At 62.6% G+C, this 15,818-nt stretch carries 12 protein-coding genes; 5 read left to right on the top strand and 7 right to left on the bottom strand.

Annotated features, from left to right (window positions below; translation table 11 throughout):
- Window positions 1–27: 27 nt before the first annotated feature.
- The 3 genes from BUA26_RS16300 to BUA26_RS16290 form a co-directional block, all read right to left on the bottom strand.
- Entirely contained in the window at window positions 28–3,090 is a 3,063-nt protein-coding gene (locus BUA26_RS16300; RefSeq protein ID WP_072761909.1) for an efflux RND transporter permease subunit, read from the bottom strand.
- The gene (locus BUA26_RS16295) at window positions 3,087–4,217 is read right to left on the bottom strand and encodes an efflux RND transporter periplasmic adaptor subunit (protein WP_072761908.1); all 1,131 of its coding nucleotides are present in this window, start codon (window positions 4,215–4,217) and stop codon (window positions 3,087–3,089) included. The genes BUA26_RS16300 and BUA26_RS16295 overlap by 4 nt, the downstream gene beginning before the upstream one ends.
- Before the next feature lie 83 nt (window positions 4,218–4,300).
- On the bottom strand, window positions 4,301–4,918 hold the full coding sequence (locus BUA26_RS16290) for a TetR/AcrR family transcriptional regulator (RefSeq protein ID WP_072761907.1): 618 nt from the start codon (window positions 4,916–4,918) through the stop codon (window positions 4,301–4,303).
- A gap of 89 nt (window positions 4,919–5,007) precedes the next feature.
- Between BUA26_RS16290 and BUA26_RS16285 the strand changes: the two genes are divergently transcribed.
- The gene (locus BUA26_RS16285; RefSeq protein ID WP_072761906.1) at window positions 5,008–6,468 is read left to right on the top strand and encodes an efflux transporter outer membrane subunit; all 1,461 of its coding nucleotides are present in this window, start codon (window positions 5,008–5,010) and stop codon (window positions 6,466–6,468) included.
- Window positions 6,469–7,154: 686 nt separating this feature from the next.
- Here the strand turns inward: BUA26_RS16285 and BUA26_RS16280 are convergent.
- On the bottom strand, window positions 7,155–7,814 hold the full coding sequence (locus BUA26_RS16280; RefSeq protein WP_072761905.1) for an XAC0095 family protein: 660 nt from the start codon (window positions 7,812–7,814) through the stop codon (window positions 7,155–7,157).
- A 284-nt stretch (window positions 7,815–8,098) separates the two neighbouring features.
- Here BUA26_RS16280 and BUA26_RS16275 point away from each other — a divergent pair, with 284 nt between their 5' ends.
- Window positions 8,099–8,344: a helix-turn-helix domain-containing protein gene (locus BUA26_RS16275; protein ID WP_072761904.1), complete on the top strand. Its 246-nt coding sequence runs from the start codon at window positions 8,099–8,101 to the stop codon at window positions 8,342–8,344.
- 467 nt (window positions 8,345–8,811) lie between these two features.
- Here the strand turns inward: BUA26_RS16275 and BUA26_RS16270 are convergent, their stop codons facing one another.
- On the bottom strand, window positions 8,812–9,618 hold the full coding sequence (locus BUA26_RS16270; protein WP_072761997.1) for an isocitrate lyase/PEP mutase family protein: 807 nt from the start codon (window positions 9,616–9,618) through the stop codon (window positions 8,812–8,814).
- A gap of 335 nt (window positions 9,619–9,953) precedes the next feature.
- On the opposite strand from BUA26_RS16270, the gene BUA26_RS16265 reads away from it, so the two are divergent.
- Window positions 9,954–10,892 (top strand): DUF2268 domain-containing putative Zn-dependent protease, encoded by a 939-nt coding sequence (locus BUA26_RS16265; protein ID WP_072761903.1) that lies wholly within the window; start codon window positions 9,954–9,956, stop codon window positions 10,890–10,892.
- Window positions 10,893–11,081: 189 nt separating this feature from the next.
- Here BUA26_RS16265 and htpG read toward each other — a convergent pair whose 3' ends face one another.
- Window positions 11,082–12,950, bottom strand: coding sequence for a molecular chaperone HtpG (htpG, locus tag BUA26_RS16260; protein ID WP_072761902.1), 1,869 nt, complete (start codon window positions 12,948–12,950; stop codon window positions 11,082–11,084).
- 100 nt (window positions 12,951–13,050) lie between these two features.
- Entirely contained in the window at window positions 13,051–13,941 is an 891-nt protein-coding gene (gene htpX / locus BUA26_RS16255) for a protease HtpX (protein ID WP_072761901.1), read from the bottom strand.
- Window positions 13,942–14,089: 148 nt separating this feature from the next.
- Between htpX and gluQRS the strand changes: the two genes are divergently transcribed.
- Complete coding sequence (gene gluQRS, locus BUA26_RS16250; protein ID WP_072761900.1) at window positions 14,090–14,956, top strand: tRNA glutamyl-Q(34) synthetase GluQRS; 867 nt, start codon at window positions 14,090–14,092, stop codon at window positions 14,954–14,956.
- A gap of 107 nt (window positions 14,957–15,063) precedes the next feature.
- The gene (gene phbB / locus BUA26_RS16245) at window positions 15,064–15,804 is read left to right on the top strand and encodes an acetoacetyl-CoA reductase (RefSeq protein ID WP_072761899.1); all 741 of its coding nucleotides are present in this window, start codon (window positions 15,064–15,066) and stop codon (window positions 15,802–15,804) included.
- Window positions 15,805–15,818: the final 14 nt, after the last annotated feature.

The following is a 15,818-nucleotide window of genomic DNA, read 5'->3' as shown; positions in this document are numbered from 1 at the left end:
TAAGAGTAAATGACGATGAACAGTGGATCAGCCATGCGATTGCGCAGGCTTGATCTTGAACCAGATGGAATACATGGCCGGCAGGAACACCAGGGTCAAAATGGTTCCTGCAAACGTGCCGCCGATCAGCGTGTACGCGAGAGTTCCCCAGAACACCGAATGGGTCAGCGGGATGAAGGCAAAGATCGCCGCCAACGCGGTCAGAATCACCGGTCGCGCACGCTGCACCGTCGCCTCGATCACGGCATCGAAAGGCGCCAATCCATGTTCTGCGTTGTCCTTGATTTGCCCGACAAGGATCAGGGTGTTGCGCATCACGATCCCTGAGAGCGCTATCAGGCCAACCAGCGCATTGATGCCAAACGGCTGATTGAACAACAACAGTGTGGGAACAACGCCGATCAGGCCGAGCGGACTGGTCGCGAACACCATGATCATGGTCGCGATCGAGCGCACCTGCAGGATGATGATGAGGAGCGTGGCCGCGATCATGATGGGAAGAAGCGGCACGATGGCCCCGTTGGCCTTGCGAGACTGTTCGATGGAGCCTGCTTCTTCGATCCTGTAGCCATCCGGCAGCTTGGCGATGATCGGCTGCAGCTGCTTCAGCATCGCCGTTGATACGTCTGGCGGCTGCAACCCGTTTGCAATGTCGCCGCGTACGGTGATGGTCGGCGTGCGGTCTCTCCGGCGAAGAACGGGGTCCTCCATCTGAACATTCACGGTTCCGACTTGTGAGAGCGGAACGCGCTGGCCGGCCGATCCCAACAGCGTGAAGCCGTTGATCTTTGCTGGATCAAGGCGGATGTCGCCAGCCGCGCGTGCCACCACTTGCACAGAGCGAATGTCCTCGCGAACCGCAGTGACCGGGACACCGGTCAGCAGGAACTGGAGTTGCTGTGCTACGGCACTCGAACTCAACCCTACGGCCTGCAGCCGATCCTGGTTCAAGGTGATGTGCAAGGTGGGAACGCGCAGTCCCGAGTCGGTATTGACGGTACGCATCATCGGGCTGCCGCGCATGACCGCCTTGACCTGCGTGGCGATCGCGCGAAGTTGTTCCGGGTCCGGCCCCATGACGCGAAAGGCCACGGGAAATGGCGAAGGAGGGCCGAACACGATCTGGGTGACGCGCACCCGCGCCTCAGGCGCCAACCCGTCGGCCACCGCCTGGCGCAGTCTGTCCTCAAGGGCATCCCGTTCCTTTTCATCGCCTGTGAGCACCACGATTTTGGCGAACGACGGATCGGGCAATTCAGGCGCCATCGCCAAGAAGAAGCGTGGAGCGCCCTGGCCGATGTAAGACGTGACGACCTTTGCCGCCTTCTGTTTCGCCAGCCAGGCTTCGACCTTGGCCGTTGCCGCGCTGGTCTGCTCAATCGAGGTGCCATACGGCATCTGCACCTCAACAAGTACTTCCGGTCGATCCGACGTCGGGAAAAACTGCTTCTTGACCAGCCCCATACCGATGATGGCCAGTGCAAACAATCCGACGACCGCTCCGGCCACCAACCATTTACGGGCGATGACCCGGCCCAGCACGCGCCGGAAGCGGTTGTAGCGCGGCGTGTCGTAGATGCTCTTCTCGCCGCCTTCGATCTTCGGTATGTCCGGCAGCAACTTCACGCCGAGGTACGGTGTGAAGACCACGGCGACAATCCATGAAGTGATCAGCGCAATGCCCACGATCCAGAACATGTTGTGGGTGTATTCACCGGCGGTGGACCGGGCAAAGCCGTTGGGGAGGAAACCGACGACCGTGACGAGGGTGCCGGCCAGCATGGGCGCGGCCGTGTGACTCCACGCGTAGGCGGATGCCTGGACCCGACTGTAGCCTTCCTCCATTTTCACGACCATCATCTCGATGGCGATGATGGCGTCGTCAACCAGCAGGCCCAGGGCGAGGATCAGTGATCCGAGGGTGATACGGTCGAAGTTGTCCCCCGCGGCGGCCATGACAACGAACACGCCCGCCAGTGTCAGCGGGACGGCCGCCGCGACCACGACGCCGACACGCCAACCCATGCTCACGAAGCACACAACCAAGACCACGAGCAGGGCGACAAAGAACTTGACCATGAATTCGTTGGTTGCCGACTCGATGTTGACGGACTGGTCGGTCACTTTCGTCAGGCTCACGCCCAGCGGTAATCCGGTATTGATCTTGGCGACCTCCTGATCCAGCGCCTTGCCCAGCGTCAGGCCGTTCCAACCGTCACGCATCACAATGCCCAGCAGCAGCGCCTGCTTGCCACCGTTGCGGACCAAAAGAGTCGGAGGATCTTCGTAACCTCGCTTCACCTGGGCGACATCCGACAGCTTGAACGTCCGCCCGTGAGCAATAACCGGTGTGTCGCGAATCTGCTGCAGCTTGTCGAAGGCGCCGTCCAGGCGAATGAATACTTGCGGCCCTTGAGTGTCGATCGAACCCGCCGGCGTGAGGAGATTCTGGCTGTTGAGTGCCGCGAAGATGTCCTGTGGCGAAACGCCAAGCGTCGCCAGGCGATCATGCGAAAAGGACACGAAGACACGTTCGGGCCGTTCGCCGATAAGGTTGACCTTCTCTACGCCCGCGACATGCAGCAGCTGCTGGCGCAGTGCCTCCGCTTCACGCACCAGCAACCGCTGTGGCTCGCCTTGGGCTTTCAAGGCGAACAGCGCGAAGGTCACATCCGAATATTCATCGTTCACCATCGGGCCGATGACGCCCGCCGGCAGTTGCGCCGATTCGTCGTGGAGCTTCTTGCGTGCCTGGTAGAACTGCTCCTGCACCTGCGACGGTGGTGTGTTGTCGCGCAACTCCATCACGGTGAAGGCCAGGCCGGGACGGGTGAACGTCTCCGTGTGGTCGTACCAGCGCAACTCCTGCATGCGCTTTTCCAGGGGCTCGGCGACCTGATCCTGCATCTCCTGAGCCGTTGCCCCCGGCCACGCGGTGACGATGGTCATCTGCTTGATCGTGAACGGCGGGTCTTCCGCGCGGCCCAGTTTGAGGAAGGCGATGACGCCCGCCACGGAGATCAGGATGATCAGGAACAGCGTGACAGAGCGTTCGCGGACAGCGAGCGCCGAGAGGTTGAAGCCGCTCATTGCAAGCCTCCACGTTCCACGATCTCAGCCGTCTGGGTGGCGACAGGCGAGGGCCTGACCTTTTCGCCGTCATGCAGCAGATGGGCGCCGAGTGCCACGACCGGGGTGTCGACCTCGAGTTTGCCGTCGAGACCGTCAACGCGCGCGGTGTCGTCGGTCAGGCCGAGCACTTTGACCGGCCGCCATGCGACATGAGCCGGATTGCCGGTTACCACCCAGACGCCCGTGCCCTTGCCCGGATCGAAAACGGCACCGATCGGTACCTGCATCCCAGCCTGCGCGGAACCCCCATTTTCCGGTATCCGAATGGTGACAGTGGCGCCGAGCGGTGCATCGGCAAGTGCGCCCTCGAGTACATATCGCGCCTCATAGGTACGCGTCAGGGGATCTGCTGTGCCCGAGAGCTGTCGCAACTTCGTGGGTACGGTCAGCCGGTCTCGGCCGTACAGCGCGGCATCGCCCTCGGAACCGATGGCCGGGCGCACGGTTTCAGCCAACTGTACGATGGCTTCGCGAGGGCCCGCGTGCGCAAGACGCACCACGACTTGGCCCGCACTGACAACCTGGCCGGGCTCGGCCAGCGTGTCCACGACGACGCCGTCGGCGTCGGCCACTAATACGGCGTAGCTGGATGCGTTGTTCGCTACATCGGCCTGCGCCTCGGCCGCCTGGAGGTCGGCGCGGGCGGAATCGGCCGCCGCCTTGATCTGACCGTAGGCCGACGCTGATATCGCGCCAGCAGCCACCAGGCCGCCATAGCGAGCTTCATCTTCGGAGGCTTGCTTCGCCCGGGCGCGGGCCGCAGCAACCGCCTCCTTCCGTGCGGACGCATCCAGCCGCAGGTCGATCGGATCGATTCGCATGAGCACCTGGCCACGCTTGACCGTCTGTCCCGTATCGACCAGACGTTGCAGCACCTTTCCGGCGACACGAAAACCCAGGTCGCTCTGAACTCGGGCACCTACGACGCCGGTGAATGACAGCGACGCAGCGGGCGCCACCATGACCGGTGCGATCCCGACCACGGGAGCCTCGGTGCGCGGATCGGAAGTGTGTTGGTTGCCGCATCCCGCCAGGGCGAGTGGCAACAGGCATATGACGGATGACGCAATGTGGCGGCGACGCATGAGGTCCTTCCTCGCAAGACAGGACCTTCATTCTCGTTTTAGTGACTAAATTAGTCAATAGTCACTTATCAATCTTTATCCAGTCACGGCGCCAGGCTGCGCAGAACCAGGCCGGAAAGCTGCGTTGCGGCCTCGGCGGCGAGGTCAAGATTGTGCTGGAGCAAGAGTGGGTTGACGTAGGGACACATCACCAGATAGATGGCGTTGGCGGTCTCGTCCAGCGGGGTTTTGCGCTCGAATTCGCCCGAATCACGACCTTCGACGATGATTTGCGTGATGAGCTGCTTGATATGTTCTTCATAGGCCAGCACGGAGGGCCATGGCCCGCTGGCCGCTGCGGCGGCAATGTCGTAGAGCTTGCGGTCGTGGAAAAACAGGTCGCTGCCGGCTTTCACTAGCGCCCGGAACATCCGGCGCAAACGTTCGGATGCAGTGGGAGCATCGGAAATGGCCTCGCCCACTGTCGTCATGATCGTAGTCAGGCAGCCAAAACAGATCACTTCGCCAATCGCCTGTTTGGAACCGAAGAACTTGTAGATGTAGGCCTTGGAAAATCCGATGGCTTTGGCGAGGTCGGAAACGGTCGTCTTCTCATAGCCGAAGTGGCTGAAGTGCTCGGTTGCAGCGTCGACGATCTGGGTGCGGACGTCATGGTCCAACGGTCCCCGCTCTTGCGGGGCGAGGGAAGGGATTTTGGTCATGCCAAGAGCATACCGCGGCCGTGGAACGTTGACAACGAGTGACTATATCGTAATATAGTCACCACTCAACTGTCGTCCCGAGGACACTCATGCTTCCCCGCCGTTCTCTCGCCCTTCTACTGTGCACCAGCGTCATCGCCGGTTGCGCAGTTGGCCCGGATTATCGCCGGCCCGACGCACCGCTTCCGGCTCACTACATGGGGCAAACAGCGGTTGAGCAACAACATGCGGCAAGCACTGCCGACCTCGCGACATGGTGGCAGGGTTTTAACGATACGCTGCTGTCGCACTTCGTGTCGCTGGCCCTTGAGCAGAACCTGGATCTGGCGCAAGCGTCAGCACGTGTCACGCAGGCGCGTGCCGCGCTCGGCGGCGCCGACGCCGCGCTGCTTCCTTCGGGCAACATCAGTGGATCGGCGGCCCGGGCACATCAATCGACTGAGACCCCGTTGGGGAAAGTACTCAATGCCACACCCAACTATGACCGATGGGGCAACGCCTATGAGGTAGACTTGGGCGCAAGTTGGGAGGTCGATATTTTTGGGGGGCTGCGGCGCGGACGCGAGGCTGCATTGGCGGACTATCAGGCATCGGAAGCGGGCGTCGCCGCCACGCGACTGGAAGTCGCCGCCCAGACTGCGGATATCTACATCGCCATTCGGGGGCTGCAGACTCGTCTTGAGATTACCCAGCGGCAGGTGAAGGTCGAGCAAGAGTTGCTGGCGAAGGTCAGCTTGCTTTACGGCAAGGGCCTCGCCGCCGAATATCAGGTACGGCAAACGGAGGGGGAGCTTGCCCAAGTCCAAGCGACAGTACCTGTTCTCCAGACCCAACTTGATGCGGCAATGAACGCGCTGGATGTGATGCTGGGGTCGCCTCCGGGTACGCACCGGACTGAACTTGCGGCAGCCGCGCCGATACCGGCCACGCCGAAGATTGCCTCCCTCGGCTCGCCCGCGGATCTGCTCCAGCGCCGGCCCGACCTGATCGTCGCCGAACGGCATCTCGCTGCGGCCAATGCGAGGATCGGTGAGGCCATCTCCGAGTACTACCCGAAGTTTTCGCTCAGCGGCCTGTTGGGCAGTGCCACAACGGTTTCCAGCGGCAACCTGTTTACCGGCGGAGCGAGCCAGGCAGCGGGCGTGCTGGGTCTGCGCTGGCGCCTGTTCGACTTCGGTCGCATCAATCCGCAAATCAAGGCGGCCAAGGGACGGGATGCGGAAGTGCTGGCCGCGTATCGCCAAGCCGTTCTTCGCGCAACCGAGGATGTCGAGAACAGCTTCTCGGCATTGGTCAACCGCGAGGAACAGGCCGTCACGCTAAGCCAGGGCGAAGCATCGCTGGCCCGGGCGCGCGAATCTTCATCGATTGCATATCAGAACGGTGCCGCGAGCCTGATCGACGTGCTCCATGCCGACCAGACGCTGCTGCAAACCTCGGATGCGCGAGCGCAGGCGCAAACGGAATCAGCACGTGCAGCGGTCGCAGCGTTCAAGGCACTCGGTGGTGGTTGGCAACCTCGTGAAGCCGAAGCGGTCGCCATCAAATAGAACTGTAGGCGTAGAACTAGGGTGGCACCAGTTGCGTCCCGATTGTGCGCTTCGTCCCAGGCCGCGAACCAGGAAAGCCCCAGTTCATGAGTCACCTACTCTGACGGGCGATGAATGGCCCGGTCGTCGCCGACTTCGGCTGTTCTCCGTGGTCGACGACCGCTCGCGTTGCAGCATGGTAGTCCACGGGGACCGGCTCGAATGACAGCTATGGGTGGTGGAAGCAGACGTCCCGCATGATACATCTCACGCAAAGCCGTCAGTCAGCTTGGTAGCGCTCCAGTCCGCAGTGTGGGCAGCTGCGTCCTTTGGTCAAACGAAGTGCGGTGGTGATATGAAACCGGTGACTGCAGCTTGGGCATCGAAAGAAAATGAAGTGCGTGGCCGCCCAAATCGTCGCGCACATTAGGGCAGCGGCCGGCATTACAACCAGGCTGTCGGAGTCGGTCACTCGTTCGATCCCCAACCCAATCAGGAAAACCAACGGAAGGAACCCGATAAATAGAAGCCCTGCAAGCCACTGTCGACGTCGATAGTCTGCCCAGCCGTGCGCAAGACGCTGAATCCTTTGGTCTGAGCTCACTACGCTGTCCAACACTGTCCCCTTTATGCATTGCGGGAGGTCTGCCGCGGATCGGCATGAGACCTCCGGTCGGATGGTCAACGGGTTGGCGATGTCGGTCAAGTTATGCGGCGAACCTGGTCAGCTGCGCTGGCAATGATTCGTCAACAAGCTGGCGTTCTGCAACAGGCAAACGCACTGGCCCGGCATGGTATGTGGCCCGCTCTTCGCCCACGTGGGTTTGCGAACCGCGCGCCTGCCCAAGCCTCTGCAATTCCACTTGGCGGATGATCTCGCGCACCGCCCTCGCGTCGTTGAAGATGGCATCCCCCAGCACCGACAGCGTGTGGTCGGCGAACTCGGCCTCATCACTGGCGATCACCACATCGCCATGGGCCACGATCATGTCGATCAGCCGGTTGAGCGTATCGATCTGCTCCATGGTCATGCCGAAGCGGTAGCGCTCATCCGCATTGCCGGGCATCTCCTCGGCGGCTTCAGGCTCCGCGCCGGCACCCAGCGCAGCCTCCCTTTCGGACCGGTAGGCCGGCCAAGACATCTCGTCCAGCACCAGCCCCACCTGCTCGGCCAACCATTCCAGGCAGACCGCCACTTCCCCCACGTTAATCTCGGGGATCCATTCCTGCTGCACGTCCGCCGTTCGCGGTTGCGCTATATGCGACAGGAATTCGACGTACTCACGTAGCTTCTTCAGCCGCAGCTGGCTGTCCTCCGGCAGGAAATAGCCCATCGTTGCCAAATCATCCGAATCGAACGTCGACATGGTCGCCTCCTGGTTCCATAGAAGTGCCCGTCCACGGCATGACGACGGACGGGGTGTCGGGAGGTTAGAAACCGCTCATAGACTTAGGGCGTTTTTCCCCGAAGGGTGTTTATTCGACGCAGGTATCGCATCGGTCCATGCCCGCAGCAACCACAGCGCATCTCCCAGACCCGATCCTAATATGTGTCGCCGAATTTGTCACTTATAGAGCGTGATCTTATAAGACGTGGCCTCATAACGCCCCACTCCCTAGGCTCGTCTACGACGAAGGAGGACAGCCCAAGATGGCCACAGATCCCAGAACAATCTTCGGCCAGCGCTTGGCAGAAGTCCGCAAGGCAAAGGGTTTTTCCCAGGAGAGCCTTGCACTCGAAAGCGGGCTCGCCCGCAGCTATCTCGGTGGCGTCGAGCGCGGTCAGCGCAACATTGCGCTACTGAACATTTATAAGCTTGCAAAAGCCCTGAAGGTCAGTCCTGCTCACCTGTTGGAGCCGGCTTCCGGACTCAAGCGAGCACAGGCTAAGGTCTAGCTTTGTAGAACTTGATTGCCCTCTGCCGCTGCGCAAAGGGCGCAAAGGGGACGGAAGTAGTTAATTCACCATCGCCCGCGCAGTAGGCACACCGTGTGCGGGCCAGGATGGCCCGCCGCTCTACCGGGGGCCCCTGTGCGGCGGCGAGCTGGGGACGACAGGCCGCGTAGCGGGCATCGACAGGGATGTCGATGCCTTTTCGCCCGGACAGGAGTCCGGTCGAAAAGCCCGGCCACAGCTCACGGACTTGCTGCCCATGGATGAGCGGCAAGCGCCAAGCGGGGTGGCCTTTTTCTTTGGTTACTTTCTCTTTGGCCACACAAAGAGAAAGTGACTCGGGCCGTGCAGCGGCACGAAAGCTCTTGCCTGTGGGTGCCGATGCAACAGCGAGCATAGAGCCAAAGGCACTGGACCCCAGCCTACGCTGGGGTGACGGACAGGTAGGATTCGAGCGAGTGCTTTACCGATTACGTTCCAGCGAACAAAGCCTGGATCCGCCCGTACGGCATCGCGCCATTGGCCAGCGACTCAGAGCACCCATTCTCGAGAAAATCCCGCGCCAGTGCTTCCGCCTCGCCCCACAGCATCTGCGAAATGCCGGAGCCTGCACTGAAGCGCCGCACGCCGAGCCGACCCAGTTCGTCGACCGGCATCAGGCCCGGCCACGCCATCACGTTGAGCGGCAAACCCACCCCGGCCACGATGGCCTTGATCTCCGCCGGATCATTCAGGCCGGGAACGAACAAGCCATCGGCACCGGCCGCGCGATAGATCGCACCGCGCGACAGCGTTTCATCGACCCGCCGCGAGGCATCGGCTAGGTTGGCCAGGTACACGTCGGTGCGTGCATTCACGAAGATGTCCGAACCCGCCTTGGCGACGGCGTTCCTGATCGCTTCGATTTTCGCGGCGAGCACGGCCGGCGCGTTGGCGCCATCCTCGATATTGATGCCGGCGACGCCGACATCGAGCAGTCGCCGTATCGTCTCGCCTACCGTCGCGGCATCGTCGGAGTAGCCGTTCTCCATGTCGACCGACAACGGTACCGTGAGGACGCGTGCGATGCAGGCGGCGGCGTGGACCGCGGCGTCCACCGGCAGCTTTCCCCCATCCGCGTAACCAAGCGCCCAGGCCAGACCCGCGCTGGTGGTGGCGATGGCCGCGGCGCCGAGGCTTTCGAACAACCTGGCACTGCCGGCGTCCCAGGCATTGGGCAGCCGCAACGGCTGCGGGCCACCATGCAGTTGACGGAAGATGGCTGCGTTCGCTGACATGTCGGGCTCCGATGCATCGCCAATGCGGATCGTGCATTCTGCTTGAAGTTTCATCGCGGCAACAGGCGCGTCCTTGGCTAACCTGGAGTGACGAACGGCGGAATTCTCGCGAGCACCCGCCCCTCACCGCAGCCCTCCTCCACCCGCAAGGAGACTCCCTTCGGTCGCCCATAGGGAGAGGGAGTAAAGAGACGAGCATTTAAACCGCTTGCCGTTGTCGCGCATCGAAGCGCGGGTCAGCCACGATTGGACGTGGCCGCGCAAGGGAGAAAGCCGCAATGACGTCGATACGCTGGTTGGCCGCTGTTGCGGCCTTTTGTTTGCTTGCGCTGGGGATGAGCGCTGCCGCTGCGAGCGAGGTGACCGCTAGACCGACCGCGTCCTCGGTGGACATAGACCATTTTTGGGAGGCCTATGACGCCGCGGTCAAGGTGGGCGATCCCGCGCGGCAGTTGCTGATCATGCAGCAGCAGTACATCGATCGCGGTACGCCGGGCTTGCACGCTTTCATGCAAGCCAAGGGGTATACCGCGCAGTCTTACGTTGACGCCATTCGCAGCTACCCGCACTACTGGATATCCATACGTCCGCATACGCTGCGCGCGCCCTCGGCCATTGCTGCGTTGGAGCCGCAGTTGCGCAGGTTTCAGGCGCTCTATCCGGCGATGCGTCCGGCCAGCATCTACTTCGCGATCGGTGCGCTGAAATCGGGCGGCACCACTCAGCGCGACAAGGTGCTGATCGGCGCTGAGCTGGCCACCGGCGACGATACCGTCGATATCAGCGAGATGACGCCGAAGACACAGGCCTGGTTGCGGACTTATTTTCACAGCCGCCCGTTCGACCATATGGAACTGCTGGTCGTGCATGAGTTCGTGCACACCCAGGAGCACGGCCAGGCAAAGGACTTGCTCGGTCAGTCGCTCTACGAAGGTATTGCCGACTTCGTCGCCGAGCAGGTCACCGGCCATCTGCCGCCCCTCGACTATGTAACCTACGGCCCCGGGCACGACGCCGTCATCCGCGACGCTTTCGTCCGTGACATGGACAAGGAAGACACCGGTGGCTGGCTCTACGCCAGCACGGGCGCTCCGTTCGGCGTGCGCGATCTCGGCTATTACGTGGGTTATGCGATCTGCCAGGCCTACTACCGCCAGTCCGCCGACAAGCGGCTGGCTATCAAGCAGATGATCGAACTCAACTTCGACGACAAGAAGGCCGTACGGGCCTTTGTAGACAGCTCGGGTTACCTGGGCAAGGCAGCGTCTCGATGATGGATTTGTGGCTGAGATGCACGCTCGACAGGGAGTGGAAGACGCTGGGTCCCAGCTTTCGCTGGGATGACGGATAGGTAGGATCCTGGCGAGCACGCGCCGCCCTCCCCTCTCATCAAGGGGAAGTGGGAGAAAAGAAAAGGCCCGCCGGATGGCGGGCCTTTTCATATCAGCAAGGCGCGCCGCGCCTTACCCCAGCAACACTCGATTCAACCTCTGCACGAACGCCGAGGGATCCGGCAACTGCGCGCCGGCGGCAATCTCCGCCTGCTCCAGCAGCAGCGTGGCCAGATCTTTCGCCTTCGCCTCATCGGCTTCGGCTTCCACGCGCTTGAGCAACGCGTGCTGCGGATTGATCTCCAGCGTCGGCTTGTTGTCGGGCATGTCGTGGCCGGCTTCGCGCAGCAGGCGGGCCAGATGCGGAGCCATTTCGTAATCGCTCAGCGCGAGGCAGGACGGCGAGTCGGTGAGGCGGGCGGAGACGCGCACGTCGCCGACGCGGTCGCCCAGCAGATCCTTGAGCTTCTTGACCAGCGGCTCGGCCTCCTTCGCGGACTCCTCCTGCTTTTTCTTGTCTGCTTCGTCCAGCGGCAGTTCGCCCTTGGCGACGTTCTGCAGTTTCTTGCCGCTGTATTCGCTTAAAGACCCGAGCATCCATTCGTCGATGCGGTCGGACATCAGCAGCACTTCGGTGCCCTTGGCCTTGAATGCTTCGAGCTGCGGGCTGCCGATGGCGGCGGCGTAGCTGTCGGCGGTGATGAACCAGATGGTGTCCTGGCCCACCGGCATGCGGCCAATGTAGTCGTCGAACGAGACGGTCTGTGCGCTGCCCTCGCCTTTCGTGGAAGCGAAGCGCAGCAGCCTGGCGATGCGCTCGCGGTTGTTGGCGTCTTCGCTGATGCCTTCCTTGAGGGTGTTGCCGAACGCCTTGTAGAAGGTGGCGAATTTCTCCGGCTCGTCCTTGGCCAGCTTCTCGATCAGGTCGAGCACGCGCTTGACGCAGGCGGACTTGATGCGGTCGAGCTGGCGGTTCTGCTGCAGGATCTCGCGGCTGACGTTGAGCGGCAGGTCGTCGGCGTCGACCACACCGCGCACGAAGCGCAGGTAGTTCGGCAGCAGCTCCTCGGCCGCATCCATGATGAAGACGCGCTTGATGTAGAGCTTGAGCCCCTTGCGCTCGTCGCGGCCGCCCATCATTAGATCGAACGGTGGCTGCGAGGGGATGTACAGCAAAGTGGTGAAGCTCTGGCTGCCTTCGACGCGGTTGTGCGTCCACGCCAGCGCGTCGTTGAAGTCGTGGCCTAGCGACTTGTAGAAGCTCTGGTAGTCCGCGTCGCTGATCTCCGACTTCGGCTTGGTCCACAGCGCCGAGGCGGCATTGATGGTTTCGAATTCGTCGGTGGGCTTGCCGTCTTTCTCTGTCGGCATGCGGATCGGGAAGGCGACGTGGTCGGAGTACTTGGTGATCAGCGAGCGCAGCTGCCAGCGCTTGAGGAATTCGTCTTCATCGGCCTTCAGGTGCAGGATGACGGCCGTGCCGCGCTCGGCCAGTTCGACCTGCTCCAGCGAATACTCGCCCTTGCCGTCGCTCTCCCACTTCACGCCATCACTCGCCGGCGCATCGGCGCGGCGCGTGATGACGGTGACCTTGTCGGCCACCACGAAGGCGGAATAGAAGCCCACGCCGAACTGGCCAATCAGCCGTGCATCGGCCTTCTGCTGGCCGGACATCGCTTCAAGGAAGCGCCTGGTGCCGGAGCTGGCGATGGTGCCGATGTTCGCCACCACTTCGTCGCGATTCATGCCGACGCCGTTGTCGCGGATGGTGACGGTGCGCGCGTCCGGATTCCAGCTCACGTCGATATGCAGCTCGCTGTCGCCGGCCATCAGCTCAGGCTTGGCGATCGACTCGAAGCGCAGCTTGTCGCAGGCGTCGGAGGCGTTGGAGATCAGCTCGCGCAGGAAGATCTCCTTGTGCGAGTAAAGCGAATGTGTGACCAGGTGCAGCACCTGGGCGACTTCGGCTTCGAATTTGCGGGTTTCGACGGGTGCGTTCATGCGTGGATGTTCCGTTGTTGCGTGGATGTTGAATTCTCTTGATCGTCATGCCGACGCAGGCCGGAATGACGAATCAGGGAAGTTTACGGTGCAATCGCGCCTATGCGGCGTTCCGCAGCGCGGCGATGCGCTCGTCCAGCGGCGGGTGGCTCATGAACAGTTTCTTCATCCCCTCGGCCAGCGGACCGGAGATGCCGAACGCGGCGATGGTGCTGGGCAAGGTGCTTTCGCCGTGATTGGCCTGCAGGCGTTGCAGCGCGGAGATCATCGCGCCGCGACCGGCGAACTGCGCGCCCGCGGCATCGGCGCGGAATTCGCGCCAGCGCGAGAACGCGGCCACGATCATCGAGGCGAACAGGCCGAACACCACTTGCAGCACCATCACCACCACGAAGTAGCCGATGCCGCCGCCGTCGCGACTGTCGCGACCGCCGGACAGCCAGCTGTCCACTACCCGGCCGACGATGCGCGCGGCCAGGATCACCAGCGTGTTGAGCACGCCCTGGATCAGGGTCAGCGTGACCATGTCGCCATTCGCCACGTGGCCGATCTCGTGACCGAGCACGGCGGTAATCTGCTCGCGATCCATCTGCTGCAACAGGCCGGAACTCACCGCGACCAGCGCGTGGTTCTTGCTCATGCCGGTGGCGAACGCGTTCATCTCCGGCGCGTCGTAGATCGCCACCTCGGGCATGCCGATGCCGGCTTGCTGCGCGTGGCGGCGCACGGTGTCGACCAGCCAGCGCTCGGTCTCGTTCTGCGGCTGGGTAATCACCTGCGCGCCGGTGGTCCACTTGGCGATCATCTTGGACATCGCCAGCGAGATGAAGGCGCCGCCCATGCCGAACACGGCGGCAAACGCCAGCAGGCCGCCCATGCCGCCATAGCCGCGACTGGCGGCCATCTGGTCGATGCCGAACAGGTGGCAGACGATGCTCAGCAGGAGCAGGACGGCGAGGTTGGTACCGATGAACAGTGCAATGCGACGCATGGCTGTCTCTCTCTTGGGTGTGGCAGTCATGAATGGGATACGCGCCGATGTCGACACTGGCACGTGAATGAAAATTCGGGGCACGGGTGCACAGTTTCAAGGGTCCACGGTGTCCGTCGACGGCCGATGTGTGGCTTAAAATGGCCGCATGACCTACTGCGGCCGCTTCGCCCCCTCGCCCACCGGGCAACTGCATTTTGGCTCGCTGGTGGCTGCCGTGGGCAGCTGGCTGTATGCGCGACACGCTGGCGGGCAATGGCTGGTACGGATGGAGGATATCGACCCGCCGCGCGAGGTCGCCGGCGCGGCGGCCGGCATCCTCGCGGCGCTTCCGGCGTTCGGGCTGCTGGCCGATGCGCCGCCGCTGTTTCAATCGCAGCGCATCGCGGCGTATGACGTGGCGTTCGAGCAGTTGCGAGCTGCGAGCCAGCTGTTTCCGTGCTGGTGCAGCCGCAGCGAGCTGGCGGCCGGAGGCGGTTTGCATCGGGATGGCCAGTGCATTGCCGCCGCCGACCCCGAGCGGCCGCCGGCGTGGCGCCTGCGCGTGCCGGATATCGAGGTGGATTTCAACGACGCTCTGCGGGGGCCACAGCATGAGAATCTGCGCGAGAGCGTCGGCGACTTCGTGATACGCCGCGCCGAGGGTTTCTATTCCTATCAGCTGGCCTGCGTGGTGGACGATGCGTTCCAGGGCGTCACCGAGGTGGTACGCGGCAGCGATCTGCTCGATTCCACCGCGCGCCAGATCTGGCTGCAGCGCTGCCTGAGCCTGCCGACGCCAGCTTATCGGCACCTGCCGCTGGTGATGGGGGCGGACGGTCGCAAGCTGTCCAAGTCCGAGCAGGCCAGCCCGGTCGATCCCGCCAATCCACTGCCCGCTTTGCGGCAGGCGCTGACCTTTCTGTCAGTACCGACTCTGGCAGCCGCGACGGACGTGCAGAATCTGCTGGCGCATGCGCTGGCGAATTTCGATCCCGCACTTTTGCCGCATTGCAGCGGTCACTCTGTCGCCTGAAACGCTATAAAGCAGGTTAGGTATCGGCATGCCGTGCGATTGCAGCAATGCCTTGGCATGATGCCGATATAACAGCCCTCTGCTTCACCTCACAGGAGATCAAGGATATGACCCAGCGTACGGCATTGGTCACCGGCGGCACCGGTGGTATCGGCAGCGCGATCGTTCGTTACCTGGCCGGCCAGGGACACAAGGTCGCCACCAACTACCGCGACGCGGCCAAGGCCGAGACATGGCGCCAAGCGATGGCGAAGGACGGTATCGAGGTGTGCATGGTGCCGGGCGACGTCTCCGATCCGGAAAGCAGCGAGACGATGATCCGGGCGATCGAGAAGCAGTGCGGGCCGGTGGATATCCTGATCAACAACGCCGGCATCACCCGCGATACCACCTTCCACAAGATGACCTATCAGCAGTGGATGGACGTGGTGAACACCAACTTGAACGCCTGCTTCAACGTTACCCGCCCGGTGATCGAAGGCATGCGCGCGCGCAAGTGGGGCCGCATCGTGCAGATCAGCTCGATCAACGGCCAGAAGGGACAGTACGGCCAGGCCAACTACGCGGCCGCCAAGGCTGGCATGCACGGCTTCTCGATTTCGCTGGCGCAGGAGAACGCGAAGTTCGGCATCACGGTGAACACGGTGTCGCCCGGCTACGTCGGCACCGACATGGTGATGGCGGTGCCAGAAGAGGTGCGCGAGAAGATTGTGGCGCAGATCCCGGTGGGACGTCTCGGCCGGCCGGACGAGATCGCGCATGCAGTGGCGTTCTTCACCGGCGACCAGGCGAGCTGGATCACCGGGGCGAACCTGGCGATCAATGGTGGGCATTACATGGGTTGGTGAGGAAGCAGGGGTGA

The sequence above is a fragment of the Rhodanobacter sp. OK091 genome (genome assembly GCF_900142825.1).
In the GTDB taxonomy this organism is placed as follows: domain Bacteria; phylum Pseudomonadota; class Gammaproteobacteria; order Xanthomonadales; family Rhodanobacteraceae; genus Rhodanobacter.
The sequence above is the reverse complement of the archived record's forward strand: the minus strand, read 5'-3'. Positions and strand labels throughout refer to the sequence as shown.

Coding starts and splice junctions, on each gene's coding strand:
- BUA26_RS16290 (WP_072761907.1), bottom strand. CDS start 4,918: ATGACCAAAATCCCTTCCCTCGCCCCGCAAGAGCGGGGACCGTTGGAC.
- gluQRS (WP_072761900.1), top strand. CDS start 14,090: ATGACCTACTGCGGCCGCTTCGCCCCCTCGCCCACCGGGCAACTGCAT.
- phbB (WP_072761899.1), top strand. CDS start 15,064: ATGACCCAGCGTACGGCATTGGTCACCGGCGGCACCGGTGGTATCGGC.
- htpG (WP_072761902.1), bottom strand. CDS start 12,950: ATGAACGCACCCGTCGAAACCCGCAAATTCGAAGCCGAAGTCGCCCAG.
- BUA26_RS16280 (WP_072761905.1), bottom strand. CDS start 7,814: ATGTCGACGTTCGATTCGGATGATTTGGCAACGATGGGCTATTTCCTG.
- BUA26_RS16295 (WP_072761908.1), bottom strand. CDS start 4,217: ATGCGTCGCCGCCACATTGCGTCATCCGTCATATGCCTGTTGCCACTC.
- htpX (WP_072761901.1), bottom strand. CDS start 13,941: ATGCGTCGCATTGCACTGTTCATCGGTACCAACCTCGCCGTCCTGCTC.
- BUA26_RS16270 (WP_072761997.1), bottom strand. CDS start 9,618: ATGTCAGCGAACGCAGCCATCTTCCGTCAACTGCATGGTGGCCCGCAG.
- BUA26_RS16300 (WP_072761909.1), bottom strand. CDS start 3,090: ATGAGCGGCTTCAACCTCTCGGCGCTCGCTGTCCGCGAACGCTCTGTC.
- BUA26_RS16285 (WP_072761906.1), top strand. CDS start 5,008: ATGCTTCCCCGCCGTTCTCTCGCCCTTCTACTGTGCACCAGCGTCATC.
- BUA26_RS16275 (WP_072761904.1), top strand. CDS start 8,099: ATGGCCACAGATCCCAGAACAATCTTCGGCCAGCGCTTGGCAGAAGTC.
- BUA26_RS16265 (WP_072761903.1), top strand. CDS start 9,954: ATGAGCGCTGCCGCTGCGAGCGAGGTGACCGCTAGACCGACCGCGTCC.